The 17,792-nt window shown below is 65.7% G+C and carries 15 protein-coding genes; 3 read left to right on the top strand and 12 right to left on the bottom strand.

Translation table 11 applies throughout. The annotated features are described in order from the left end of the window. Nucleotides 1-15: 15 nt before the first annotated feature. On the bottom strand, nt 16-1,020 hold the full coding sequence (locus tag X265_RS08740; RefSeq protein ID WP_128964443.1) for an Acg family FMN-binding oxidoreductase: 1,005 nt from the start codon (nt 1,018-1,020) through the stop codon (nt 16-18). A gap of 499 nt (nt 1,021-1,519) precedes the next feature. Here X265_RS08740 and X265_RS08735 point away from each other — a divergent pair, with 499 nt between their 5' ends. Both X265_RS08735 and X265_RS08730 read left to right on the top strand, forming a co-directional pair. Beyond that, a complete protein-coding gene (locus tag X265_RS08735) occupies nt 1,520-2,338 on the top strand; it encodes a CxxCxxCC domain-containing protein (RefSeq protein WP_128964442.1) in 819 nt (272 codons plus the stop codon). Nucleotides 2,339-2,442: 104 nt separating this feature from the next. Then, nucleotides 2,443-3,954 (top strand): helicase HerA domain-containing protein, encoded by a 1,512-nt coding sequence (locus X265_RS08730; protein ID WP_128964441.1) that lies wholly within the window; start codon nt 2,443-2,445, stop codon nt 3,952-3,954. Between the two features lie 5 nt (nt 3,955-3,959). Here the strand turns inward: X265_RS08730 and X265_RS08725 are convergent, their stop codons facing one another. The 10 genes from X265_RS08725 to X265_RS08680 form a co-directional block, all read right to left on the bottom strand. Beyond that, on the bottom strand, nt 3,960-4,985 hold the full coding sequence (locus tag X265_RS08725; protein WP_128964440.1) for a HoxN/HupN/NixA family nickel/cobalt transporter: 1,026 nt from the start codon (nt 4,983-4,985) through the stop codon (nt 3,960-3,962). A gap of 102 nt (nt 4,986-5,087) precedes the next feature. Further along, nucleotides 5,088-5,828: an ABC transporter ATP-binding protein gene (locus X265_RS08720; protein WP_128964439.1), complete on the bottom strand. Its 741-nt coding sequence runs from the start codon at nt 5,826-5,828 to the stop codon at nt 5,088-5,090. Then, nucleotides 5,825-6,673 carry an ABC transporter ATP-binding protein gene (locus tag X265_RS08715; protein ID WP_164938474.1) on the bottom strand — a complete coding sequence of 283 codons (849 nt, stop codon included), beginning with the start codon at nt 6,671-6,673 and terminating at the stop codon, nt 5,825-5,827. Before X265_RS08715 ends, X265_RS08720 begins: the two co-directional genes overlap by 4 nt. Continuing rightward, nucleotides 6,673-8,496, bottom strand: a complete 1,824-nt coding sequence (locus X265_RS08710; RefSeq protein WP_128964437.1) for an ABC transporter permease — start codon at nt 8,494-8,496, stop codon at nt 6,673-6,675. Before X265_RS08710 ends, X265_RS08715 begins: the two co-directional genes overlap by 1 nt. Nucleotides 8,497-8,549: 53 nt before the next feature. Next, complete coding sequence (locus X265_RS08705; protein WP_128964436.1) at nt 8,550-9,704, bottom strand: ABC transporter substrate-binding protein; 1,155 nt, start codon at nt 9,702-9,704, stop codon at nt 8,550-8,552. A gap of 32 nt (nt 9,705-9,736) precedes the next feature. Continuing rightward, the gene (locus X265_RS08700; protein ID WP_128964435.1) at nt 9,737-10,315 is read right to left on the bottom strand and encodes an alkylhydroperoxidase domain protein; all 579 of its coding nucleotides are present in this window, start codon (nt 10,313-10,315) and stop codon (nt 9,737-9,739) included. A gap of 14 nt (nt 10,316-10,329) precedes the next feature. After that, complete coding sequence (locus X265_RS08695) at nt 10,330-10,929, bottom strand: CMD domain protein (protein ID WP_164938982.1); 600 nt, start codon at nt 10,927-10,929, stop codon at nt 10,330-10,332. Between the two features lie 33 nt (nt 10,930-10,962). Further along, nucleotides 10,963-11,997, bottom strand: a complete 1,035-nt coding sequence (locus X265_RS08690; protein WP_128964433.1) for a putative FMN-dependent luciferase-like monooxygenase — start codon at nt 11,995-11,997, stop codon at nt 10,963-10,965. A gap of 130 nt (nt 11,998-12,127) precedes the next feature. Beyond that, nucleotides 12,128-12,910: a MetQ/NlpA family ABC transporter substrate-binding protein gene (locus X265_RS08685; protein ID WP_128964432.1), complete on the bottom strand. Its 783-nt coding sequence runs from the start codon at nt 12,908-12,910 to the stop codon at nt 12,128-12,130. 175 nt (nt 12,911-13,085) lie between these two features. Further along, the gene (locus X265_RS08680; protein ID WP_128964431.1) at nt 13,086-14,513 is read right to left on the bottom strand and encodes an MATE family efflux transporter; all 1,428 of its coding nucleotides are present in this window, start codon (nt 14,511-14,513) and stop codon (nt 13,086-13,088) included. A gap of 152 nt (nt 14,514-14,665) precedes the next feature. On the opposite strand from X265_RS08680, the gene X265_RS08675 reads away from it, so the two are divergent. Next, on the top strand, nt 14,666-15,241 hold the full coding sequence (locus tag X265_RS08675) for a TetR/AcrR family transcriptional regulator (protein WP_128964430.1): 576 nt from the start codon (nt 14,666-14,668) through the stop codon (nt 15,239-15,241). Nucleotides 15,242-15,455: 214 nt separating this feature from the next. On the opposite strand, the gene X265_RS08670 is transcribed toward X265_RS08675, so the two are convergent. Then, nucleotides 15,456-17,780 carry a molybdopterin guanine dinucleotide-containing S/N-oxide reductase gene (locus X265_RS08670; RefSeq protein WP_128964429.1) on the bottom strand — a complete coding sequence of 775 codons (2,325 nt, stop codon included), beginning with the start codon at nt 17,778-17,780 and terminating at the stop codon, nt 15,456-15,458. Between the last annotated feature and the right edge of the window lie 12 nt (nt 17,781-17,792).

Genomic DNA, 17,792 nt, shown 5'->3' with positions numbered 1-17,792 from the left:
TTTAGCGCGGCGGCGTTATTTCGCGCCTCTCGCGATCACCTGAGCAACGGGGCGGCGCAACGACTTCGGCAGCTCCGGCCCGTTACCGAAACGCACCACCAGATCGGGCAAGCGCGCGCCGAGGTCGAGATAGGCCGCCAGTTGACGGCGCAGGCCCGGCACCTCGACCGGCTGGTTGACGAAGGCATATTTCAATCCGAGCGCCGTCGCCTGCAGGGCGAAGCGCTGGCAGGCGCGTCCCACCTCGACCCAATGTGCGGCGTCGTCACGCTCGGCGACGAACACCGCAAGGCCGGCGGAGCTCTGGATACCGGCGCGGTATTTGTCGTTCTCGCTGCGTTCGGTGAGCACGAAAGGCAGCAGCGGCTGCGCCAGCCAGCGCGGCAGAGCCGGATTGCCCGAAGCGCGCGAGAACAGGCCGTCCATGGTCGCAACCGCCTCGCTCTCGCTGAAGCGGATCCAGGCCTTGAGCTCGTCCATGAACCTGGCGTCACGCATCTGCATCGTGTTGCCCTCGACCACGTAATCCGTCACCGCCGCCATCTGCCCGCGGTCGGTGACGAGAAGGATCGCAACGCCTTCCCCCGTGCCGGCCCGTTCCAGCTCGCGCAAGAGGTCGGTCGCCACAGGCTTGCCGTCATAGACGGCGCGGGTCGACTGCCGGTGCGGGATCGCGGCCAGCAGCGCTGATTGCTCCGCCGCAGTGCTTTCGAGATCTGCCATGATCGCATCGGCTTCGAACCGCAGCGTCGGCCGCAGCCCGAGGGCGGGGGCCGCATGTGTCAGGTTCTCGGCCGCACAGCCGAGGCTGACGAAAACATGATGATCGTTCGGATCGACCGCGGGACAGCGACGCGAGAAATCCGGCGCGATGGTGATGCTGCGCGGCCCCATGGTGAAGCGCCAGGGCTGGGTGTTGTGGCTGTTGGCGGCCAGCGTCGCATAGCGGACGATTTCGCCAAGGCCGCCTTCGGCGCGCAACGGTGCCCAGGTGGCGCGCACCGCCTCCGCGTATGTCATGGCTGCGGCCGCGTGCGACGGCTGTGACCGCATTGCAGCCGCGCAGGCAATTCCCGCCATGAAACGTCGTCGGTTGAGCATGCAAGACCGCCCTGCAGTGTTCGACGAGGATGCCGCGCGCGCTCGCCTCCGGCGTTGACGTCGCGCAAGTTCGGCAGGAGAGATCGAGCGATATCACGACTGCGTGACGACAACGCCTGTCACGCTCGATCTTCTGGCGACTCTGCGCACCGCCACGGCCTCATCAGGCCGCGAATTGAGCCGCGCGGCCGAATTCACGCTCCAAATGACGTCAATGACGGGTGTGACCACGCTTCGTGATCTTGCATTTCCGCAAGCGCTGCATGCGCACACGGCAGGCCCCGTCTTCTTGTCCTGAAGCAGAAAGGTGATCATTATAGCTGTTCAAGTCAGGTGTCCGTGACCTGTTTGCCAGTCTGCTGTTTCGGCCCCGGCCGGAAGGCCAGGCAGGAAAACCGAGGCAACAAGAACAACAACAATGGACCAGGCGATGCTGAGCGTCGTCCGCGCGGTAGAGGCAGGCGCGACGACTATGAAGGGCGTGATCGACGCCACCGGACTATCCCGTCTCAAAATCGAACGTGCGTTGAATGCGCTCGAAAAGCAGATGCTGCTGGTTCGCGACAGCCGGGGCTTTCGCGCGACTGGCCTGCCGAAGTCCGCGCCGCTGACCCGGCAGTGCGGATCGTGCAACGCCTGCTGCGACATTCTCGAGGTCGCCGCAGTCGACAAAGCCGCGCACCAACTCTGCAAGCACTGGCGGACAGGCACCGGCTGCACCATCTACGACCGCCGCCCACAGATGTGCCGCGCCTTCGCCTGCGCCTGGCTGCAAGGCCACCTCGACGACGAATGGTTTCCCGCGAAGTCCGGCATCGTCGTGCATTTCAGCCAGGATGCCGTGAACGTCACGGTCGATGACCACTGCCCCGATCGCTGGCGCGAAGAACCCTATTTCAGCAAACTCGCGGAATGGTCGCTGAACGGGATCAGGCGAATCGGCAACCGCGGCTATGCGACCCTCGTGGTCTCCGGCGCGAACCGGTTCCTACTGCTCGGACGCACGGTCGTTCCCGAACCGACGCTATCAGGCACGGCATTTCTGCCGCTGACCGCAGACACCTTTCGATTCTGGCGGGCGACGTCGGCGGAGCATCTGCAGCGGCTGCATGAGCGCATCGTCGAGATCGAGCGGATCCGGCAGGAATTCGGCTCCTGCGCGATCCCTGAGAATGACGACGACGATCCTCGCGCACCTTATCGGCCCGCACTTCTACGGCTATCCGGTCACGCCTGAAGTCCCCCGTGGGCAACGCGGCCTGATTCGCCCTGTTTCCCTCGACGCGTCCCGATCCGGTTGATAAGCCCCTGTCCGCGAATGGCGGGATTTGAGTCGGGGACATGACGGTTGCGATCGAGATGGGGCTGACCACGGCGGGCGCCGCGGCGGCCATGGACCTCGAGGAACTCCTGGCGACCCGGCTTCTGGTGCAAGGCAACTCCGGTTCCGGCAAGTCGCATCTGCTCAGGCGCCTCTTGGAACAGAGCGCGCCCTGGGTGCAGCAGGCCATCATCGATCCCGAAGGCGATTTCGTCACGCTGGCCGAACGATTCGGCCATCTCGTGATCGACGCCGAGGATCACACCGAGCGCGGCCTGCAAGTCGCGGGTGAGCGCGCGCGGCTGCATCGGGTCTCCACCGTGCTTAATCTCGAGGGACTGGACGCCGAGAACCAGATGCGGCGCGCCGCCGCCTTCCTTGGCGGGATGTTCGACGTCGAGCGCGACCATTGGTACCCGATGCTGGTGGTCGTCGACGAGGCGCAGCTGTTTGCGCCGGCCGTCGCCGGTGAAGTCTCGGACGAGGCGCGCAAACTCTCACTCGGCGCCATGACCAATCTGATGTGCCGCGGCCGCAAACGCGGACTCGCCGGCATCATCGCGACGCAACGATTGGCAAAGCTCGCCAAGAACGTCGCGGCGGAAGCCTCGAACTTCCTCATGGGCCGGACCTTCCTCGACATCGACATGGCACGTGCCGCCGATCTGCTCGGCATGGAGCGGCGGCAGGCGGAAGCCTTTCGCGATCTCGAGCGCGGCCAATTCATGGCGCTGGGCCCCGCGCTGTCGCGCCGTCCGTTGCGCCTGAACATCGGCCCGACCGACACATCTCCCCGCAATTCGACGCCGCGGCTGATGCCGCTGCCTGGAGCAACGCTGGAAGATGCGCGCGCGGTGATCCTGGCCGCACCGCCGCCGGATGCCAGCCGGCCACCGCGCCGGCCGGCGCCTGATTTGCTCGAGCAGCTCCGTGCCGCGAAGGCAGCAGCTCCCGAGATCAGCCCGGAGGTGGTCGAGGTCGCGATCAGCGCCGAGGAGCTCGCGGAACGGCGCGAGCGCGTGGATCGCACGTTGCGCGCCGTGCTGGCTGCGCCCGATGCCGGCTTCCGCGCCATCGGCGTCCTCTATCAGGAATTCGTGGTCCGCTGCCGCATCGAGGGCCTCGGCGCGTCCGTGCCTGACTTAAGCGAATTCCGCCGCATGCTGACGCATGCGCGCGCCGGGCTCGGCACTGATATGGCCGAGGACGATGCGTGGCAGGAGGTGACGCTCCGCGCTTCGATTCTGCCCGACGACATGCAGGGCGTGTTCATGATGATCGCGCGCGCCGCCAAGGAAGGCTGGCCCTGCCCCGGCGATGCCGCGATCGCCCGCGCCTACGGCTCGCACTCGCTGCGCCGGGCGCAGCGCCTGCTCGGCTACATGGAGGAGCAAGGCCTGATCGTGGTCCAGCTCGACGGCGGCGGACGCCGGATCGTCACGCTGGTGGAACTGGCCTGGGCGACCGCGCCGGGCGATCCTAACGCCGACGATCAGCCGGCGGAGCAGATGCCGAGCGCGGTGTCGGCCTGACGCTATCAAGCTGCCGCAAACACGCGGCGGTAAAACAGGCGCGAGACCATCCAGGCGATCACAAACAGCGCGATCACCGCGAAGCCGATATTGGCGAGCGATTCATTGAGAACACCGACGAGCGCCCACACGCCGCCGTCGAGTCCAAGCCGATCGGAGACCAGGCCAAGCGCCTCGACGCCGCCGATGAACAGCGCGACCGCGACGGACGCGCCTGTTATCGTCAGGTTGTACCAGAGCTTGCGCAGGGGATCGACGAAGGCCCAGCGATAGGCGCTCACCATCAGCGCGGAATCGGCGGTGTCGACCAGCGCCATGCCCGACGCGAACAGCGCGGGGAAAACCAGGATGTCGGCAAGCGAAGCACCGCGCGCGGCTTCGGAGGCGGAGATGCTGAGCAGGCCGATCTCGGTCGCGGTGTCGAAGCCAAGGCCGAACAGCAATCCGAGCGGGAACATGTGCCAAGGTTTGGTCACCAGGCGGAACATCGGACCGAACAGCCGCGCGAGAAATCCGCGGTTGGCAAGCAGCGCATCCAGTCCGGCGGCGTCGTGAACGCCTTGGTCGCGCGCCGCGCGAAAGGTCCGCCACAAGCCGGCGAAGATGGCGAGGTTGATCGCCGCGACCGCCAGCAGGAACAGCGCCGACACCGAGGTGCCGATCAGGCTGCCGACCTCCTTCAACAGGCTGTCGCCGCCGAGGCTGACCACGCCGAAAGCGAGCAACATGGACGCGACCACCACGACGCTGGAATGGCCAAGCGCGAAATAAAGGCCGACGCTGCGCGGCGTATCGCCCGCCTGCATCAGCTTGCGCACGACATTGTCGATGGCGGCGATGTGATCGGCGTCGACCGCGTGACGCAGGCCGAACACCCAGGCGAGCAGCGCGGTGGCCATCACCGCGGGCCGGTCGCCGAACGCCGCAAAAGCCCAGGTCCACGCAGCGATGTTGGCGGCAACGAGCCCGCCGAACAGCAGCACCATTTCGGGCTCGACCGCCCGCACAGACCATCTGGTCACGACACGCATTCCGCCGCACGCCCATTGCCCAACGGTATGATATTTTCACAAGATGGTCATACTGACCAGTGCGATCCGACGCTGCCGGAACGATGGTCGTGCATAGGTGCCCTATGCCGCCTCGGAGCCGCCGAGATAGGCATCGCGCACGCGAGGATCATCCTTCAAGGCACGTGCCGGACCCGAAAGAACGATCTTGCCGGTCTGGAGCACATAGGCTTCGTGGGCGATCTCCAGCGCAAGGCTGGCGTTCTGCTCGACCATGAAGATCGAGACACCTTCCTGGTTGATGGTGCGGATCAGCTCCAGCACGCGATCGACATAGAGCGGCGACAGGCCCATGGTCGGCTCGTCCATCACGATCAAGCGCGGCCGGCTCATCAATGCGCGCGCCATCGCGACCATCTGCTGCTCGCCGCCGGACAAGGAGCCCGCGCGCTGCGAGAGCCGCTGGCCGAGCTTTGGGAACAGCGTGAGCATTTTGTCGAGATCCTGCGCCACGGCGCTGCGGTCGTTACGTACGAAAGCGCCCATCAAGATGTTCTCGCGCACGCTCATATCCGCAAACAGCCGTCGCGCCTCCGGCACCGAGGCGATGCCCCGGCGGACGATCTGCGGCGTCGTGAGGCCGATCAGCGAGGCGCCGTCGAACGTCACCTCGCCCGAGCGCGGCTTCACCAGGCCGAGAATGATCTTCATCGTCGTCGACTTGCCGCTGGCGTTGCCGCCGAGCAGGCACACGATGTGGCCGCGGCCCACCGTGATGGAGAGGTCGAAATGGACCTGGGCCTGGCCGTAGAAGGTGTTGACGTTGGTCAGCGCCAGCAGCGGTGCGGGTGCGCTCGTCGTCATGCCGCGCTCTCCTGCTCCGTCGTTCCCGAGAGGCCGTGGCCGAGATAAGCCTCGATCACCTTGGGATCGCCACGCACCTGTTCGCCCGGTCCTTCCGCGATCTTCTTGCCCTCGTCCATGACGATGACACGGTCGGAGAGGCGCATCACCATCTCCAGCTTGTGCTCGATCAGGAGGATGGTCAGGCCCTCCGCCTTCAGCTCGGCGACCAACGCCTGCATCTCCGCGGTCTCGCTCGGGTTCATGCCGGCGGTGGGTTCGTCGAGCAGCAAAAGACGCGGCTTCAGCGCCAAAGCGCGCGCGATCTCGACGCGGCGGCGATTGGCGTAAGAAAGGCTGTAGGCGGGCTGGTCGATCCGCGGTAAGAGCCGCTCACCAAAACGGGCGAGAATGGCTTTGACCTCTTCGCGCAGCCGCTCCTCCTCGTTCCTGACGCTTGGAGGACGCAGCAGCGCCAGTCCCAATTCCAGCAGCGGGCCGATCACCGGCACGGCAGGCTTCACCGCACGCAGGCGCGTGTGGGCGCCGATCAGGACGTTGTCCATCACGCTGAGATTGCCGAAGACGCGGCCGAGCTGGAAGGTGCGCGCGATGCCCTGCCCCGCCAGTCGTTCCGGCGACAGGCCGGTGATGTCTTGCCCCTCGAAACGAAGCTCGCCTGCGTCCGGCCGGTCGAGCCCGGCGACGAGGTTGAACAGGGTGGTCTTGCCGGCGCCGTTCGGGCCGATGATGCTGACGAGCCCGCCCTTGGCGAGATCGAGATCGATACCGTCAACGGCCGTCAAGCCGCCGAAGCGGCGCGTCAGCCCGCGCAGTGATAACAGCGGTGCATGCGGCTCCCCCATCAGATCGTCCCCAGCAGGCCCTGCGGCCTGAACCGCACGAGCAGCAGCAGCACGATGCCGTAGATCAGGATGCGATACTCGGCTGCGATTCGGAACATTTCGGGCAGGCCGACCAGCGCGACCGCACCGACAATGGCGCCGACGACATTGCCGAGGCCGCCGAGGATCACGACGGTCAGCGCCAGGATCGATTGCTGCGTGTTGAAGGTCTCGTGGTTGATGTAGGAGTAGAGATGCGCGGCAATGCCGCCGCTGATTCCGGCCGCGAAACCGCCGAAGATGAAGGCCAGCGATTTATAGCGGTTCAGGCTGAGCCCATAGGCACGCGCGGCGATATCGTCGTCGCGGATGGCGCGAAAGCTGCGGCCCAGATGAGAGCCGAGCAGGCGGGCCTGCAACAGTGCGAGCACGACCATCACCGCAAAGGCGAACCAGTACACCGACGCAGGGCTGATCAGATCATAGCCGAACAGCGACAATGGCGGGATGCCGGAAATGCCAATGGGCCCGCGCGTGACGCTTTCCCAGTTCAAGATCACCAGCGAGACGATCTCGCCGATGGCGAGCGTCGCGATCGAGACGTAATGCCCGCGCAGGCGGAACGAGGGCGAGATCAGGATCGTGCCGAGCGCGGCGCTCATCAACCCGCCGGCAATGATGGCGAGGCCGACTGGAACCGAGAGTGTCAGCGACAGCAGCGCCGAAGTATAGGCGCCGATCGCAAGCAGCGCGGCGTGCCCGAGCGAGACCTGGCCGATCGTGCCGGCCACCAGCGTGAGGCTCAGCGCGAGCATGCCGAGCAGCCAGGCGTTGATCAGGGTCTGGAGCACGTAGAACGACACCGGCAGCAGCGGCAGGAGCACGAACACGGCAACCGCGACGGCCAAGGCCCAGCGCGGAATCCGCACCGGCCGGCTCGGTGCGATGAAGGTGCCGGTGAGCGGCTCGGGCGGCGCCTGCCGGGCGCTGGCGAACAGGCCGTTCGGCCGCAGCACCAGCACGATCACCAGCAGCAGGAAGGCGAACAGATTGCGATAGCTGGTGCCGAAGACGGCGACGCCGTAGCTCTCGACCAGTCCCAGCAGAAGACTACCAACCACAGCGCCGGGCACATTGCCGGCGCCGCCGACGACCTCGGCGACGACGCCCTTCAGCGTCGCCTGCAGGCTCATCGCAGTGTCGATCTGATTGTAGTACATGCCGACCAGAAGGCCGGAGACGCCGCCGAGCGCGGCCGCGATGCCGAACACGGTCTGATTGACGCGGTTGACGTCGACCCCCATCTGCATCGCGGCGTCGCGGTCCTGCGAGGCCGCACGCACCGCCCAGCCGAGCTTGCTATAACGCAGGAACACGAACAGCAAAAGCGCGCTGGAAATGCCGACGCCGGCAATGAGCAGGTCAAGCGGTCCGATCGTGCCGCCGCCGACCTGGAAACGCACGTCAGGCAATTGGCTCGGCAGCGCGCGCGGATTGGGCGAGAAGGTCAGCATCACCAGCTGATCGAGCACGAAGCTGATGCCGATTGTGGCCAGCAGCGGCGCAATGCGCACCGAGTTCTGCAGCGGCCGCAGCCCGAACCGCTCGATGACCAGTCCGACCAGTGCCGCCAGCACCGCCACGAAGATGATGGTGAGCGGCAGCGGCGTATGCAGCTGCACCACCGCGACCCAGCCGATATAGGCGCCGACCAAATAGATCGAGCCTTGCGCAAAGTTGATCAGCCGGCTGACGCCGAAGATCAGCGCGAGCCCGACCGCAACCAGAGCGTAGACATTGCCGACGATCAGGCCGTTGATGGTGTAGTCGAGCCAGGAAGACACGCAGGGTTCCTAATGGAGGGAGAAAGGCCGGTGGCGAGTGCTCCGGCCATCATTCAGGTCGGCTTGCCGTCCCAAAGCGCGAACTGGCCCTTGCGCACGACGAGCTCGGCATTCATCGCGCCCTTGACGCGGCGGGTCGCGACGTCGAAGGTCGCGGTGCCGAAGATCACGCTGGGCACGTCCTTGACCTTGGCGAAGGCGTCGCGGATGGCGCGACGGTCGGTGCCGCCGATTCTCACGAGGGCGGCGGCCATGTTCATTGCATCATAGGAATATGCGTTGAACGCGTCGGGCTCCTGCCCGTTGTACTTCTTCTTGAAGCCGGCGATGAATTTCTGCACCTCGGGCCGCGGATCTTCCGGGAAATAGCGCGTGCCGACATGAACGTCCTCGACGGCATCTCCGCCGAGCTCGAGAAATTTCGGCGAATAGACCGAGCTCGCGGCACAGATCACCTGCTTCAGCCCGATCTGACGCGCCTGGCGCGCGATCAACGCACCGTCAGAATAATAGGAGATCAGGACGAGGCCATCAGGATTGGCGTCACGCACGCGGACCAGCGTGGAGCGGAAGTCGCGCTCCTCGGCGATGTAGCCTTCGGTGATGACGATCTCGGCGCCATATTCCTTGGCCGCGTTGTTGAAATAGTCGCGGCTGGTGCGGCCCCAATCGGTGTTGAGGTGCAGCACCGCGAGCCGCTTGAGGCCGAGGCCCTTGACCGCATATCGCGCGAGCAGCGGCTGCTCGTCGGCCTGGCTGACCGAGGTGCTCCACATGAAATCGCCGCCCTTGGTGAAATCAGGGTGCGAATTGGTGAAGCCGAACTGCACGAGTCCGCCGCGCTGATAGATCGGCGAAGCCGCCATCGAGGCGGGACTGGAGAAATCGCCAAGCTCCAGCACGATCCGAGGATCGGACACGAACTTCTGGGCGATCGTCACCGACTGGCGCGGGTCGCTCTGGCTGTCCTCGAAGGTGTAGGCGAGCTTGCGGCCGTTGATGCCGCCGGCGGCCATGATCTCGTCGAGGGCGAGATCGAAGCCTTGCTTCCATTGCGTGCCGTATTGCGCGTTGGGCCCCGTGAGCGGACCGCTGACGCCGAGCAGGATCGGATCGGTGTCGGCATAAGCGGCGCGCGAGAGCGACGTCCCCGCCACTGCAGCGGCGAGTGAGCCCTTGATCAGAGTTCGACGATTGATGTTGCTCATGTACGGCTCCATCCAGTCAGATGTTGAAAAGACTATTTCGAGGGCTCGCCCAGCGACAGCATCAGCCGATTCGCCCAGTTGAAGAACGAGGCGCCGTTGATGACGTCGACGATCTCGGCATCGTCGAGGCCTGCTTTCCGCAGCTCCTCGATGTTATCAGGGCCGAACGCGATCGGCGTCGAGGCCAGCGCCACCGAGGCTTTGACCACGGCATTCCAGCGTTCGCCCAGATCGGCATTGACGCCCTCATCGAGCAGCTTCTGCACGTCATCGCGGCGCTTGGAATAGGTGCTAGCAAAGCGCGCATGAACCGAGGCGCAATAGATACAGCCATTGTAGCGCGACGTCGCAGCGGCAGCCAGCTCGCGCTCGGCGCGCGGCAGGCCGTCGGCGACATTGTAGAAGATGTCCTTGTCGGTCTTGGTACGGGCTTCCAGCACCTCGGGATCGCGCACCAGCAGGCGGAAATATTCCGATTTGGCGCGGGCGCGATCGACAAGGCCGGCGAAGTGCCGCTCGGTCAGTTCGGCCTCCGGCAGCGGTTCGATCCAGGAGACCCAGCCGAGCTCATCCTGGGTGAAGACGACGGGCGGATTGACAGCGGCGCTCATGTGCCAGCCTCCTCTTATGCGTTCACGGTGGCGAGCGTGCGCAGGCCGCAGACAACCCGGACCTGGAACGAAAGGAACGCGACGAGCTGTGAGAACGTGACGATGCCCGTGGGAGACCAGCCGGCGGCAAGCAGCGCCTTCATGTCGCTGGACGCCGCATCGCGCGGCCGGAACACCAGGAGGTGCGCATGCTCGAACGCTGCGACGAGCCTGGCGCCGAGCACGGGCTTGCTTGCCGCGCTCACGCGGTAAATCAGGCCTGCCGTGTTCTCGACCGACAGCGGACCGGCCGGAAACGAGCCATACGGACCGGAAGTCTTGCCGCGCGCGATCTCCGCATCGATCGTTTCAAGCAGAACCGCACCACCGGCGCTCGCCGCAAGCTTGTCGCGATAGAAGGTGGCAACCGGGGACTCGCCATGCAGTCCGGTCACGAAAGCCGCGACCGCCGCACGTTCGAGCAGCGAGAATTCGCCAGCGTCGATCGGCTCGAACAAGGCGAGATAGCTCTTCTGCGCGTTCTCGCGCGCCTGCAGACGCTTGGCGCGAATGGCGTCCAGCGCCGATCCCGGTTCGATTCCGGCGAGCGTGTCGATGATATCAGTCGGCGCCATCATTCAAACCTCGTGCAATTCCGTAAACTCTGACTAGCCCGCCAGAGCCACGTCCGACGCAGTCCGGCTCCAGCCCAGCGCCGGCGCGACCTTGTCGGCGACCAGCTCGATCGAGCGCAGGACGTAAGGATGGGGTGCATCGACCGAATGGACCTGGAACACGAGATCCGTCACCCGCTCCAGGGTCGCATCCGTGCGCAGCGAAGCGATCACCTCATCAGTGCCGCCGACATGCGTGTCGAACGCTGTGATCATCTCCTCCAGCGTCTCGCCCGGAGGAAGGTGACCGCCCTTCATGAACTGCGGCAGCGCGCGCCGCAGCCCAATATCCGCAAGCCGCAATGCCTCGCGATGATCGTCGGCGACGAAGACACTGCGCGATGCCATGATCCGTGGTTCGGCGCCTGGTGGCAGCGCGGCGAGATAGGCATCGATGATCGGGTTCTGGATCTCGGCAAGCGTGGCGTTTGGCGCCTCCTTGGCCCGCGGCTGGGTGCGCGACAGCAGCAGGCCGTCGCCTGCCTTGCCGGCGCGCGCGCCGCCCGCCACCGAGAACGTCGCCTGCCAGATGCGCTTGTCCAGTTGCGGCCGCTGCGGATAGAGCGTGTCGCCGCCCTCGAGCGGCTTGCCGGTCAGCGCCTTGCGCACGACGTCGAGATTGCGGGCAAATATCTCGTTGCGCTGGGCGCCGTCGAGGCCGAAGGCGGCGAAGGCGGACGGGTTCCCCCCGGTGCCGACGCCGAGCTCGAACCGGCCATTGCAGAGCAGGTCGAGCACCGCGGCGTCCTCCGCCACCCGCACCGCGCTCTCCAGCGGCAGGGTGACGATCCCCGTCCCTAAGCGAATCCGCGAGGTCTGAGCGGCGACGTAGCCGAGGAAGGTGAAGGGCGACGGCAGCCCGCCCTCGCGCTCGTGAAAATGGTGCTGCGCGATCCACGCGGAATCGAGACCCGCCTTCTCGGCACGCACGATCTGCTCGGCCGCGAAGCGGTAGCGCTCCGCCGGCGGCGCCTCGTCCAGCAGGCGTGTGAAGAATCCCAGGCGTTTCAGGTTGGCAAAGCGTTTCATACGACCCCTGTCGGGCGAGGATGGCCACGGCCCGATGATGTCGGTTGCCGCGGCCCGAGACAAGCGGGCAATGCGCAAGGCTGCCGGCCGGGATCGGCCTCCAGCGCAGGACTTTGATTAGGCAGCTTGCCTACCAGCTCGGCAACACCGCGCCCTTGAACTTGGTGAGGATGAACTCCTTCACCTCGGGCGTGTGATAGCTGTCGACCAGGATCTTGACCCAGGGCTTGTCCTTGTCGGCGCTGCGCACTGCGATCAGATTGACGTAGGGACCCTTGGGGTCCTCACGCAGGATCGGATCCTTGACCGGATCGAGGCCGGCCTGGGTCGCATAATTGGTGTTGATCGCGGCGGCGTCGACGTCGTCGAGCGAGCGCGGCGCCTGCGCCGCATCGACCTCGACGAATTTCAGCTTCTTCGGGTTCTCGGTGATGTCGAGCACGCTCGGCTTGAAGCCGACACCGTCCTTCAGCTTGATCACGCCCTTGTCGCGCAAGAGCAGCAGCACGCGACCGCCATTGGTGGGATCGTTGGGGATCGAGATCTTGCCGCCATCCGGGACGTCAGCCCAGCTCTTGTGCTTTTTCGAATAAACGCCGATCGGAAAATTCACGGTGAGGCCAGCCGACTCGATCTTGTAGCCGCGATCCGCCTTCTGGTTGTCGAGATAGGGCTGGTTCTGAAACGAATTGGCCTGGATATCACCGGCATCGAGTGCGGCATTCGGCACGACATAATCGGAGAACTCGATCAGCTGGATGTCGAGGCCCTGCTTGGCTGCGACCGGCTTCACCGCCTCGAAGATCTGGGCGTGCGGGCCTGGCGTCACGCCGATCTTGATGGTCTCGGCGGAGCTTGCTGCCGACCATGCGGCGAGCACGGTTACGAGGATCAAGGCGGGACGAAATGACATCGAGGGTCTCCATAACTCAGCAATGGTAACAGGGACCGTATTCGCTTCTCCGCCGGGCGAAATCAATGAAATGAAAATCCATATTGACCGCCCGCGGCGGGCGACGCTTCTCCATTCACCGCCAAACAGGAAACGAGGGCAGATTGGGGCCGTGACCGCCGCGTGCAAGCCCTACCTAGGCACGCCGCTCGGCACCCCAGGTCGACGGTGACAGCATGATCAGCACGCAGATCATCGCATAGGCGGCGAGTGACGCGGTGATCAGGCTGGCGAGCCCGGTCATGCCCGCGCCGAAATAAGCCACCGCAATCCAGCCGCCGCCGGCCGCGATCAGGATGCGCGCGACCGCGGACATCAGCGGGCCCATCGCCCGGCCCGTGCCCTGCGCTGCGAAGGAGGTGACGAAGCCGAACCCCAGCGCCGCATAGGCCGGCGCGACGATGCGCAAGTAGGTCACCCCCTCGCTCACGACGTCAGCGTCGCGGCTGAAAAGATGCAGCCAGGCCGTCGGAAAGATCGCGACCAGCAATCCGATGAAGCCGGTCATGATCAGGCCGGCGGCGCCGCTGACCCAGCCGATCCTTTGCGCCCGCGCGGTCTGCCCGGCGCCCATGTTGACGCCGACCATGGTCAGCGTCGCCGTGCTGATGCCGAACAGCAGCGGGATCATGATGTAGTCGAGCCGCGAGGCGATGCCGTAACCGGCGAGCGCCGAGGTGCCGAACAGGCCGACCGCGCCGGTGACGAGGATCACGGTGAGATTGGTCAACACGGCGTTGAAAGCGGTGGGGATGCCGACCTTCAGCATATCGCCGAAGATCTTCGCACGGAGCGGCACGATGTGCAGCCGCAGGCCGGACGCACCGGAGGACATGTAGCGCAGCAGGAATAGCATTGCCGCGCCGTAATAGAGCCCGAAAGCAAGACCGGCCCCGGCGATGCCGAGGCTCGGGACCGGCCCGAAGCCGAAGATCAGCAGCGGCGAGACCGGAATGGTCACGATTGCGCCGATCAAGGTCACAAGCGCCGGCACTTTGACGTTCCCGGAGCCGCGCAGCGCGGCCGCCTGGAGGTTGACGACCCACACAGGGATCGCGCCTGCGAACAGGTAGCTGGAATAGCTGACGGCGGCTTCGAGCGCGCCGCCCCGCCCGCCAAGGACACGGAACAGCGCCGGGCCGGCAAAGTGCACTCCCAGCGTGAAAACCGCACCCGCAATGATCGCAAGCATAATCGCATGGAACAGCGCCGCGTCGGCATCGCCCCGGCGGCCGGCGCCGACCGCACGCGCTACCGACGAGGCGACGCCGGAGCCGAACCCGCCGTTCGACATCATCGTCATCAGCATGAAGATCGGGAACACCAGTGCCGCGCCGGCCAGCGCATCGGTGCCGAGAAAACCGACATAGTAGGCCTCCGCAATGTTCACCGCGGTCTGCGCCACCAGGACGGTCACGGTCGGCGCCGCGAGCTTGAACAGCGTCGACAGGATCGGAGCGGTCAACAGCGCAGCGCGGCGCTGGTCAGCGGATGTCGCCGCGGGTCGAGGCGCGGCCGCCTCCACGACGGACATGGGCGGGGCGATGGCATCCTCGACAGACATTCCTGCGGTCCTGTTGTCTTTTTCCGGGCCGCAGACGGTCGCAGCCATTGCATTACGGCTATAATGCAATATTATGACCGTAATGCAATAGCCGATCGCTCACGATCCCGTGGCCGCCCGTCGAGGCCGACATCAGGAGCGAGCGAGGTCCCATGCGCTACGACAAAGGACACAAGGACGACACCCGCCGGCACATCCTCGATGTTGCCTCCACCCGGTTCCGCAAGAGCGGAATTGCCGCGGTCGGCCTCGCCGGCATCATGTCGGAGGCCGGCCTCACCAATGGCGCCTTCTACACGCACTTCGCCTCCAAGGAGGAGCTGGTGCGGGAGGTGCTCAATGACGCACTCACAAGACGCGAGGAGCGGCACAAGGCCAATCTGGAAAACGGCATCGCGCTCGAAACCACGATCCGCGACTACCTTTCGACGCGACACCGCGACCGCGCCGGCACCGGCTGCCCGACCGCTGCCCTGGTGGCCGAGATCGCGCGACATCCCAAGGCCACGCGCGATGCTTTCACCGGCAAGGTCGCTGACATCATCTCGCTGATGGCCGAGCAGATCAGGCAGGGCTCGGCCAAAGAGCGTCGGCGCAAGGCGATCGCGATCTATTCGACCATGGTCGGCGCCCTGCAACTGGCGCGCGCGGTCAACGACAGGGAATTGTCCGACGAGATCCTGGAGGATGCGGCGGAAACGGCGGTAACAATCGCCAGCGAAAGCTGATCCATTCGAAATATCCGGAGGCCATCTGTGGCGGTTTGGAGGCGGCTGCAATCAATCTCTGGCCGTTGCAACACAGCGAAACTTGATATGCCCGCGGCGGCCGGGCTAGCGTCTGCGCGCGGCCTTACAACTTCCCCAAGTTCGCTGAGTTCGCACTGGGCCGCCACCTGACCCTGCCGTCAGGCGGCGGTCCAGTTTCATTTTTCAACGGCGGTTAGGCTACCGGATCGAACGCCCGGATCGGCGGCAGATTGCCGGTGAACTTCTCAACCTCCACCGTCGTGAGCTGGCCGGTACAGCCTTGCGCAAAAGACGAGGTGCCGATGTCGCGCGTCAGCACGTTCGGATTGCCGTGGACGCAGAGCGGGGCGTCGTCTTCAGGATCCATCGGATCGTACCAGGCACCGGTCGGCAGCTGCACGACACCGGGCGCAATGTCGTCGGTGACGTGAACGGCGGCGAGGCACGCGCCGCGCTCGTTGAACAGGCGGATGATGTCGCCATCGACGATGCTGCGTGCGTTCGCATCGCGCGGATTCATGCGCGCGACCTCGCGGCCGCGATGCTTGGCGCCAAGCGAATGCCCACCGAAGTCGAGCTGGCTGTGCAGCCGCGTCACCGGCTGATTGGCGACGAGGAAGCACGGCGCAGCAGGCTTGGGCACATCGCTCTTTTCGAGCCAGACCGGATGGCCAGGACAATCCGCATCGCCATGTCCGGCGATCTTCGCGGAGTAGATCTCGATGCGCCCGCTCGGCGTCGGCAGCGGATGCGCAACCGGATCCTCACGGAAGCTGCGCAAGCGGCCGCCATCGTCGGCCTGCTGCGGCACGACCAGGCTGCCGCGCCGCCAGAACTCCTCGAAACTCGGAGCTTCAAGGCCGCGCTTGGCGAGCGAGGCGCGGGTCGGCTCGTAGAGATGCTCCAGCCATTGCCGCGAGGTGCGCCCCTCGGTGAACGGCTCGCGAGCGCCGAGGCGATCGGCGAGGTCGGCAAAGATCTCGTAGTCGTCGCGTGCAAGCCCGAACGGCTCGGCGATGCGGTGCATCGCGACCATCAGCGGATCGTTGCTGGAATAGCCGATGTCGTCCCGTTCGAGCGTCATGGTCGAGGGCAGCACGATGTCGGCATGGCGCGCGGTTGCGGTCCAGGCGAGTTCGTGGACGACCAGCGTGTCGACCTGCCAAAACGCCTTGCGCAGGCGGTTGATGTCCTGGTGGTGATGGAAGGGATTGCCGCCGGCCCAGTAGACCAGGCGGATGTCCGGATAGGTCCGCGTCTCGCCATTGTAGCGATAGGTGCTGCCCGGATTGAGCAGCATGTCGGCGATGCGCGCCACCGGAATGAAATCCCTGACGCCGTTGCGCCCCTGCCCGAGCGTCGGCCCCGGCACGTCGTTGACGCGGCGGCCGTAATAGCCGATCGCGCCCAGCGAATAGGCGTAGCCGCCGCCGGGAAGCCCGATCTGGCCCAGCACCGCAGCGAGCACCATGCCCATCCACACCGGTTGCTCGCCGTGCTCGGCGCGCTGCAGTGAGTGCGAGACGGTGATGAGCGCGCGCTTGCCGACGAGGCGCCGCGCCAGGTTGCGGATCGCATCGGCCTCGATACCGCAGATCGCAGCCGCCCATGTCGCGTCCTTGGCCTGACCGTCGCTCTCTCCGCTGAGATAGCGCAAGAACACCGGCCAGCCCTCGGTATAGCGATCGAGGAAGGCCTGATCGTGCAGACCCTCGCTGACCAGTGTGTGGACCACGCCGAGCATCAACGCGGTATCGGTGCCGGGGATGCAGGTCATCCATTCCGCGCCGGCCTCGACCGGCAGGTCTTCGCGAAGCGGGCTCATCAGGATGAATTCGCAGCCGCGCCGGCGTGCCGCCGCCATCGCGCCACGCTCGACATGCTTGCTGATCGAGCCGCCGGCCACCATCGAGTTCTTCAAGGCCATGCCGCCGAACGCCAGCACGATCTCGGTCTCATCAGCGATCTGCTGCCAGGTGACGTTGCGCTTGGTGATGTCCTCGTAGCCCGCCATGATCTGCGGCAGCAGCACCGAGGATGCGCCGGAGGAATAGGAATTCACCGAGCGGACATAGCCGCCCATCGCGATGTTGAGGAAGCGGTGCACCTGGCTCTGCGCGTGATGGAAGCGACCCGCGCTGGCCCAGCCATAGGAGCCGCCGAACACGGCGCCGGGGCCCCGCGTGTCGCGGATGCGCGCCAGCTCGTCGCCGAGCAGATCGAGCGCCTTCTCCCAGCTGACGGAGACGAATTCATCGCGGCCGCGCCGGTTGTCGGGACCGGGCCCGCGCTCGAGCCAGCCACGGCGGATGGCCGGCTGGGCGATGCGCGCCTGATGGCGCAAGGCACCCGGGAAATTGTCGATGATGCCGTTCGGATCGGGATCGCCCGCATAGGCCCTCACCTCCAGCCCAGCCTTGCCGTTGCGTGCCGAAAACACGCCCCAATGCGAGGTGTGCGGCTTGAATCCATCGGACAAATCGAGGCCGGGGTCGGGGAAGCCGATCATATCGTCCATCGCGTGGCCCTC

This window comes from Bradyrhizobium guangdongense, assembly GCF_004114975.1.
Lineage (GTDB): Bacteria > Pseudomonadota > Alphaproteobacteria > Rhizobiales > Xanthobacteraceae > Bradyrhizobium > Bradyrhizobium guangdongense.
This window is presented reverse-complemented; position numbering and strand designations above follow the sequence as displayed.

What these genes read in the sequence shown, in the direction of transcription:
- X265_RS08690 (WP_128964433.1), bottom strand. Translation starts at nt 11,997, where the DNA reads ATGAAACGCTTTGCCAACCTGAAACGCCTGGGATTCTTCACACGCCTG.
- X265_RS08725 (WP_128964440.1), bottom strand. Translation starts at nt 4,985, where the DNA reads ATGCGTGTCGTGACCAGATGGTCTGTGCGGGCGGTCGAGCCCGAAATG.
- X265_RS08695 (WP_164938982.1), bottom strand. Translation starts at nt 10,929, where the DNA reads ATGGCGCCGACTGATATCATCGACACGCTCGCCGGAATCGAACCGGGA.
- X265_RS08720 (WP_128964439.1), bottom strand. Translation starts at nt 5,828, where the DNA reads ATGACGACGAGCGCACCCGCACCGCTGCTGGCGCTGACCAACGTCAAC.
- X265_RS08680 (WP_128964431.1), bottom strand. Translation starts at nt 14,513, where the DNA reads ATGTCTGTCGAGGATGCCATCGCCCCGCCCATGTCCGTCGTGGAGGCG.
- X265_RS08705 (WP_128964436.1), bottom strand. Translation starts at nt 9,704, where the DNA reads ATGAGCAACATCAATCGTCGAACTCTGATCAAGGGCTCACTCGCCGCT.
- X265_RS08685 (WP_128964432.1), bottom strand. Translation starts at nt 12,910, where the DNA reads ATGTCATTTCGTCCCGCCTTGATCCTCGTAACCGTGCTCGCCGCATGG.
- X265_RS08740 (WP_128964443.1), bottom strand. Translation starts at nt 1,020, where the DNA reads ATGACATACGCGGAGGCGGTGCGCGCCACCTGGGCACCGTTGCGCGCC.
- X265_RS08715 (WP_164938474.1), bottom strand. Translation starts at nt 6,673, where the DNA reads ATGGGGGAGCCGCATGCACCGCTGTTATCACTGCGCGGGCTGACGCGC.
- X265_RS08700 (WP_128964435.1), bottom strand. Translation starts at nt 10,315, where the DNA reads ATGAGCGCCGCTGTCAATCCGCCCGTCGTCTTCACCCAGGATGAGCTC.
- X265_RS08730 (WP_128964441.1), top strand. Translation starts at nt 2,443, where the DNA reads ATGACGGTTGCGATCGAGATGGGGCTGACCACGGCGGGCGCCGCGGCG.
- X265_RS08735 (WP_128964442.1), top strand. Translation starts at nt 1,520, where the DNA reads ATGGACCAGGCGATGCTGAGCGTCGTCCGCGCGGTAGAGGCAGGCGCG.
- X265_RS08675 (WP_128964430.1), top strand. Translation starts at nt 14,666, where the DNA reads ATGCGCTACGACAAAGGACACAAGGACGACACCCGCCGGCACATCCTC.
- X265_RS08670 (WP_128964429.1), bottom strand. Translation starts at nt 17,780, where the DNA reads ATGGACGATATGATCGGCTTCCCCGACCCCGGCCTCGATTTGTCCGAT.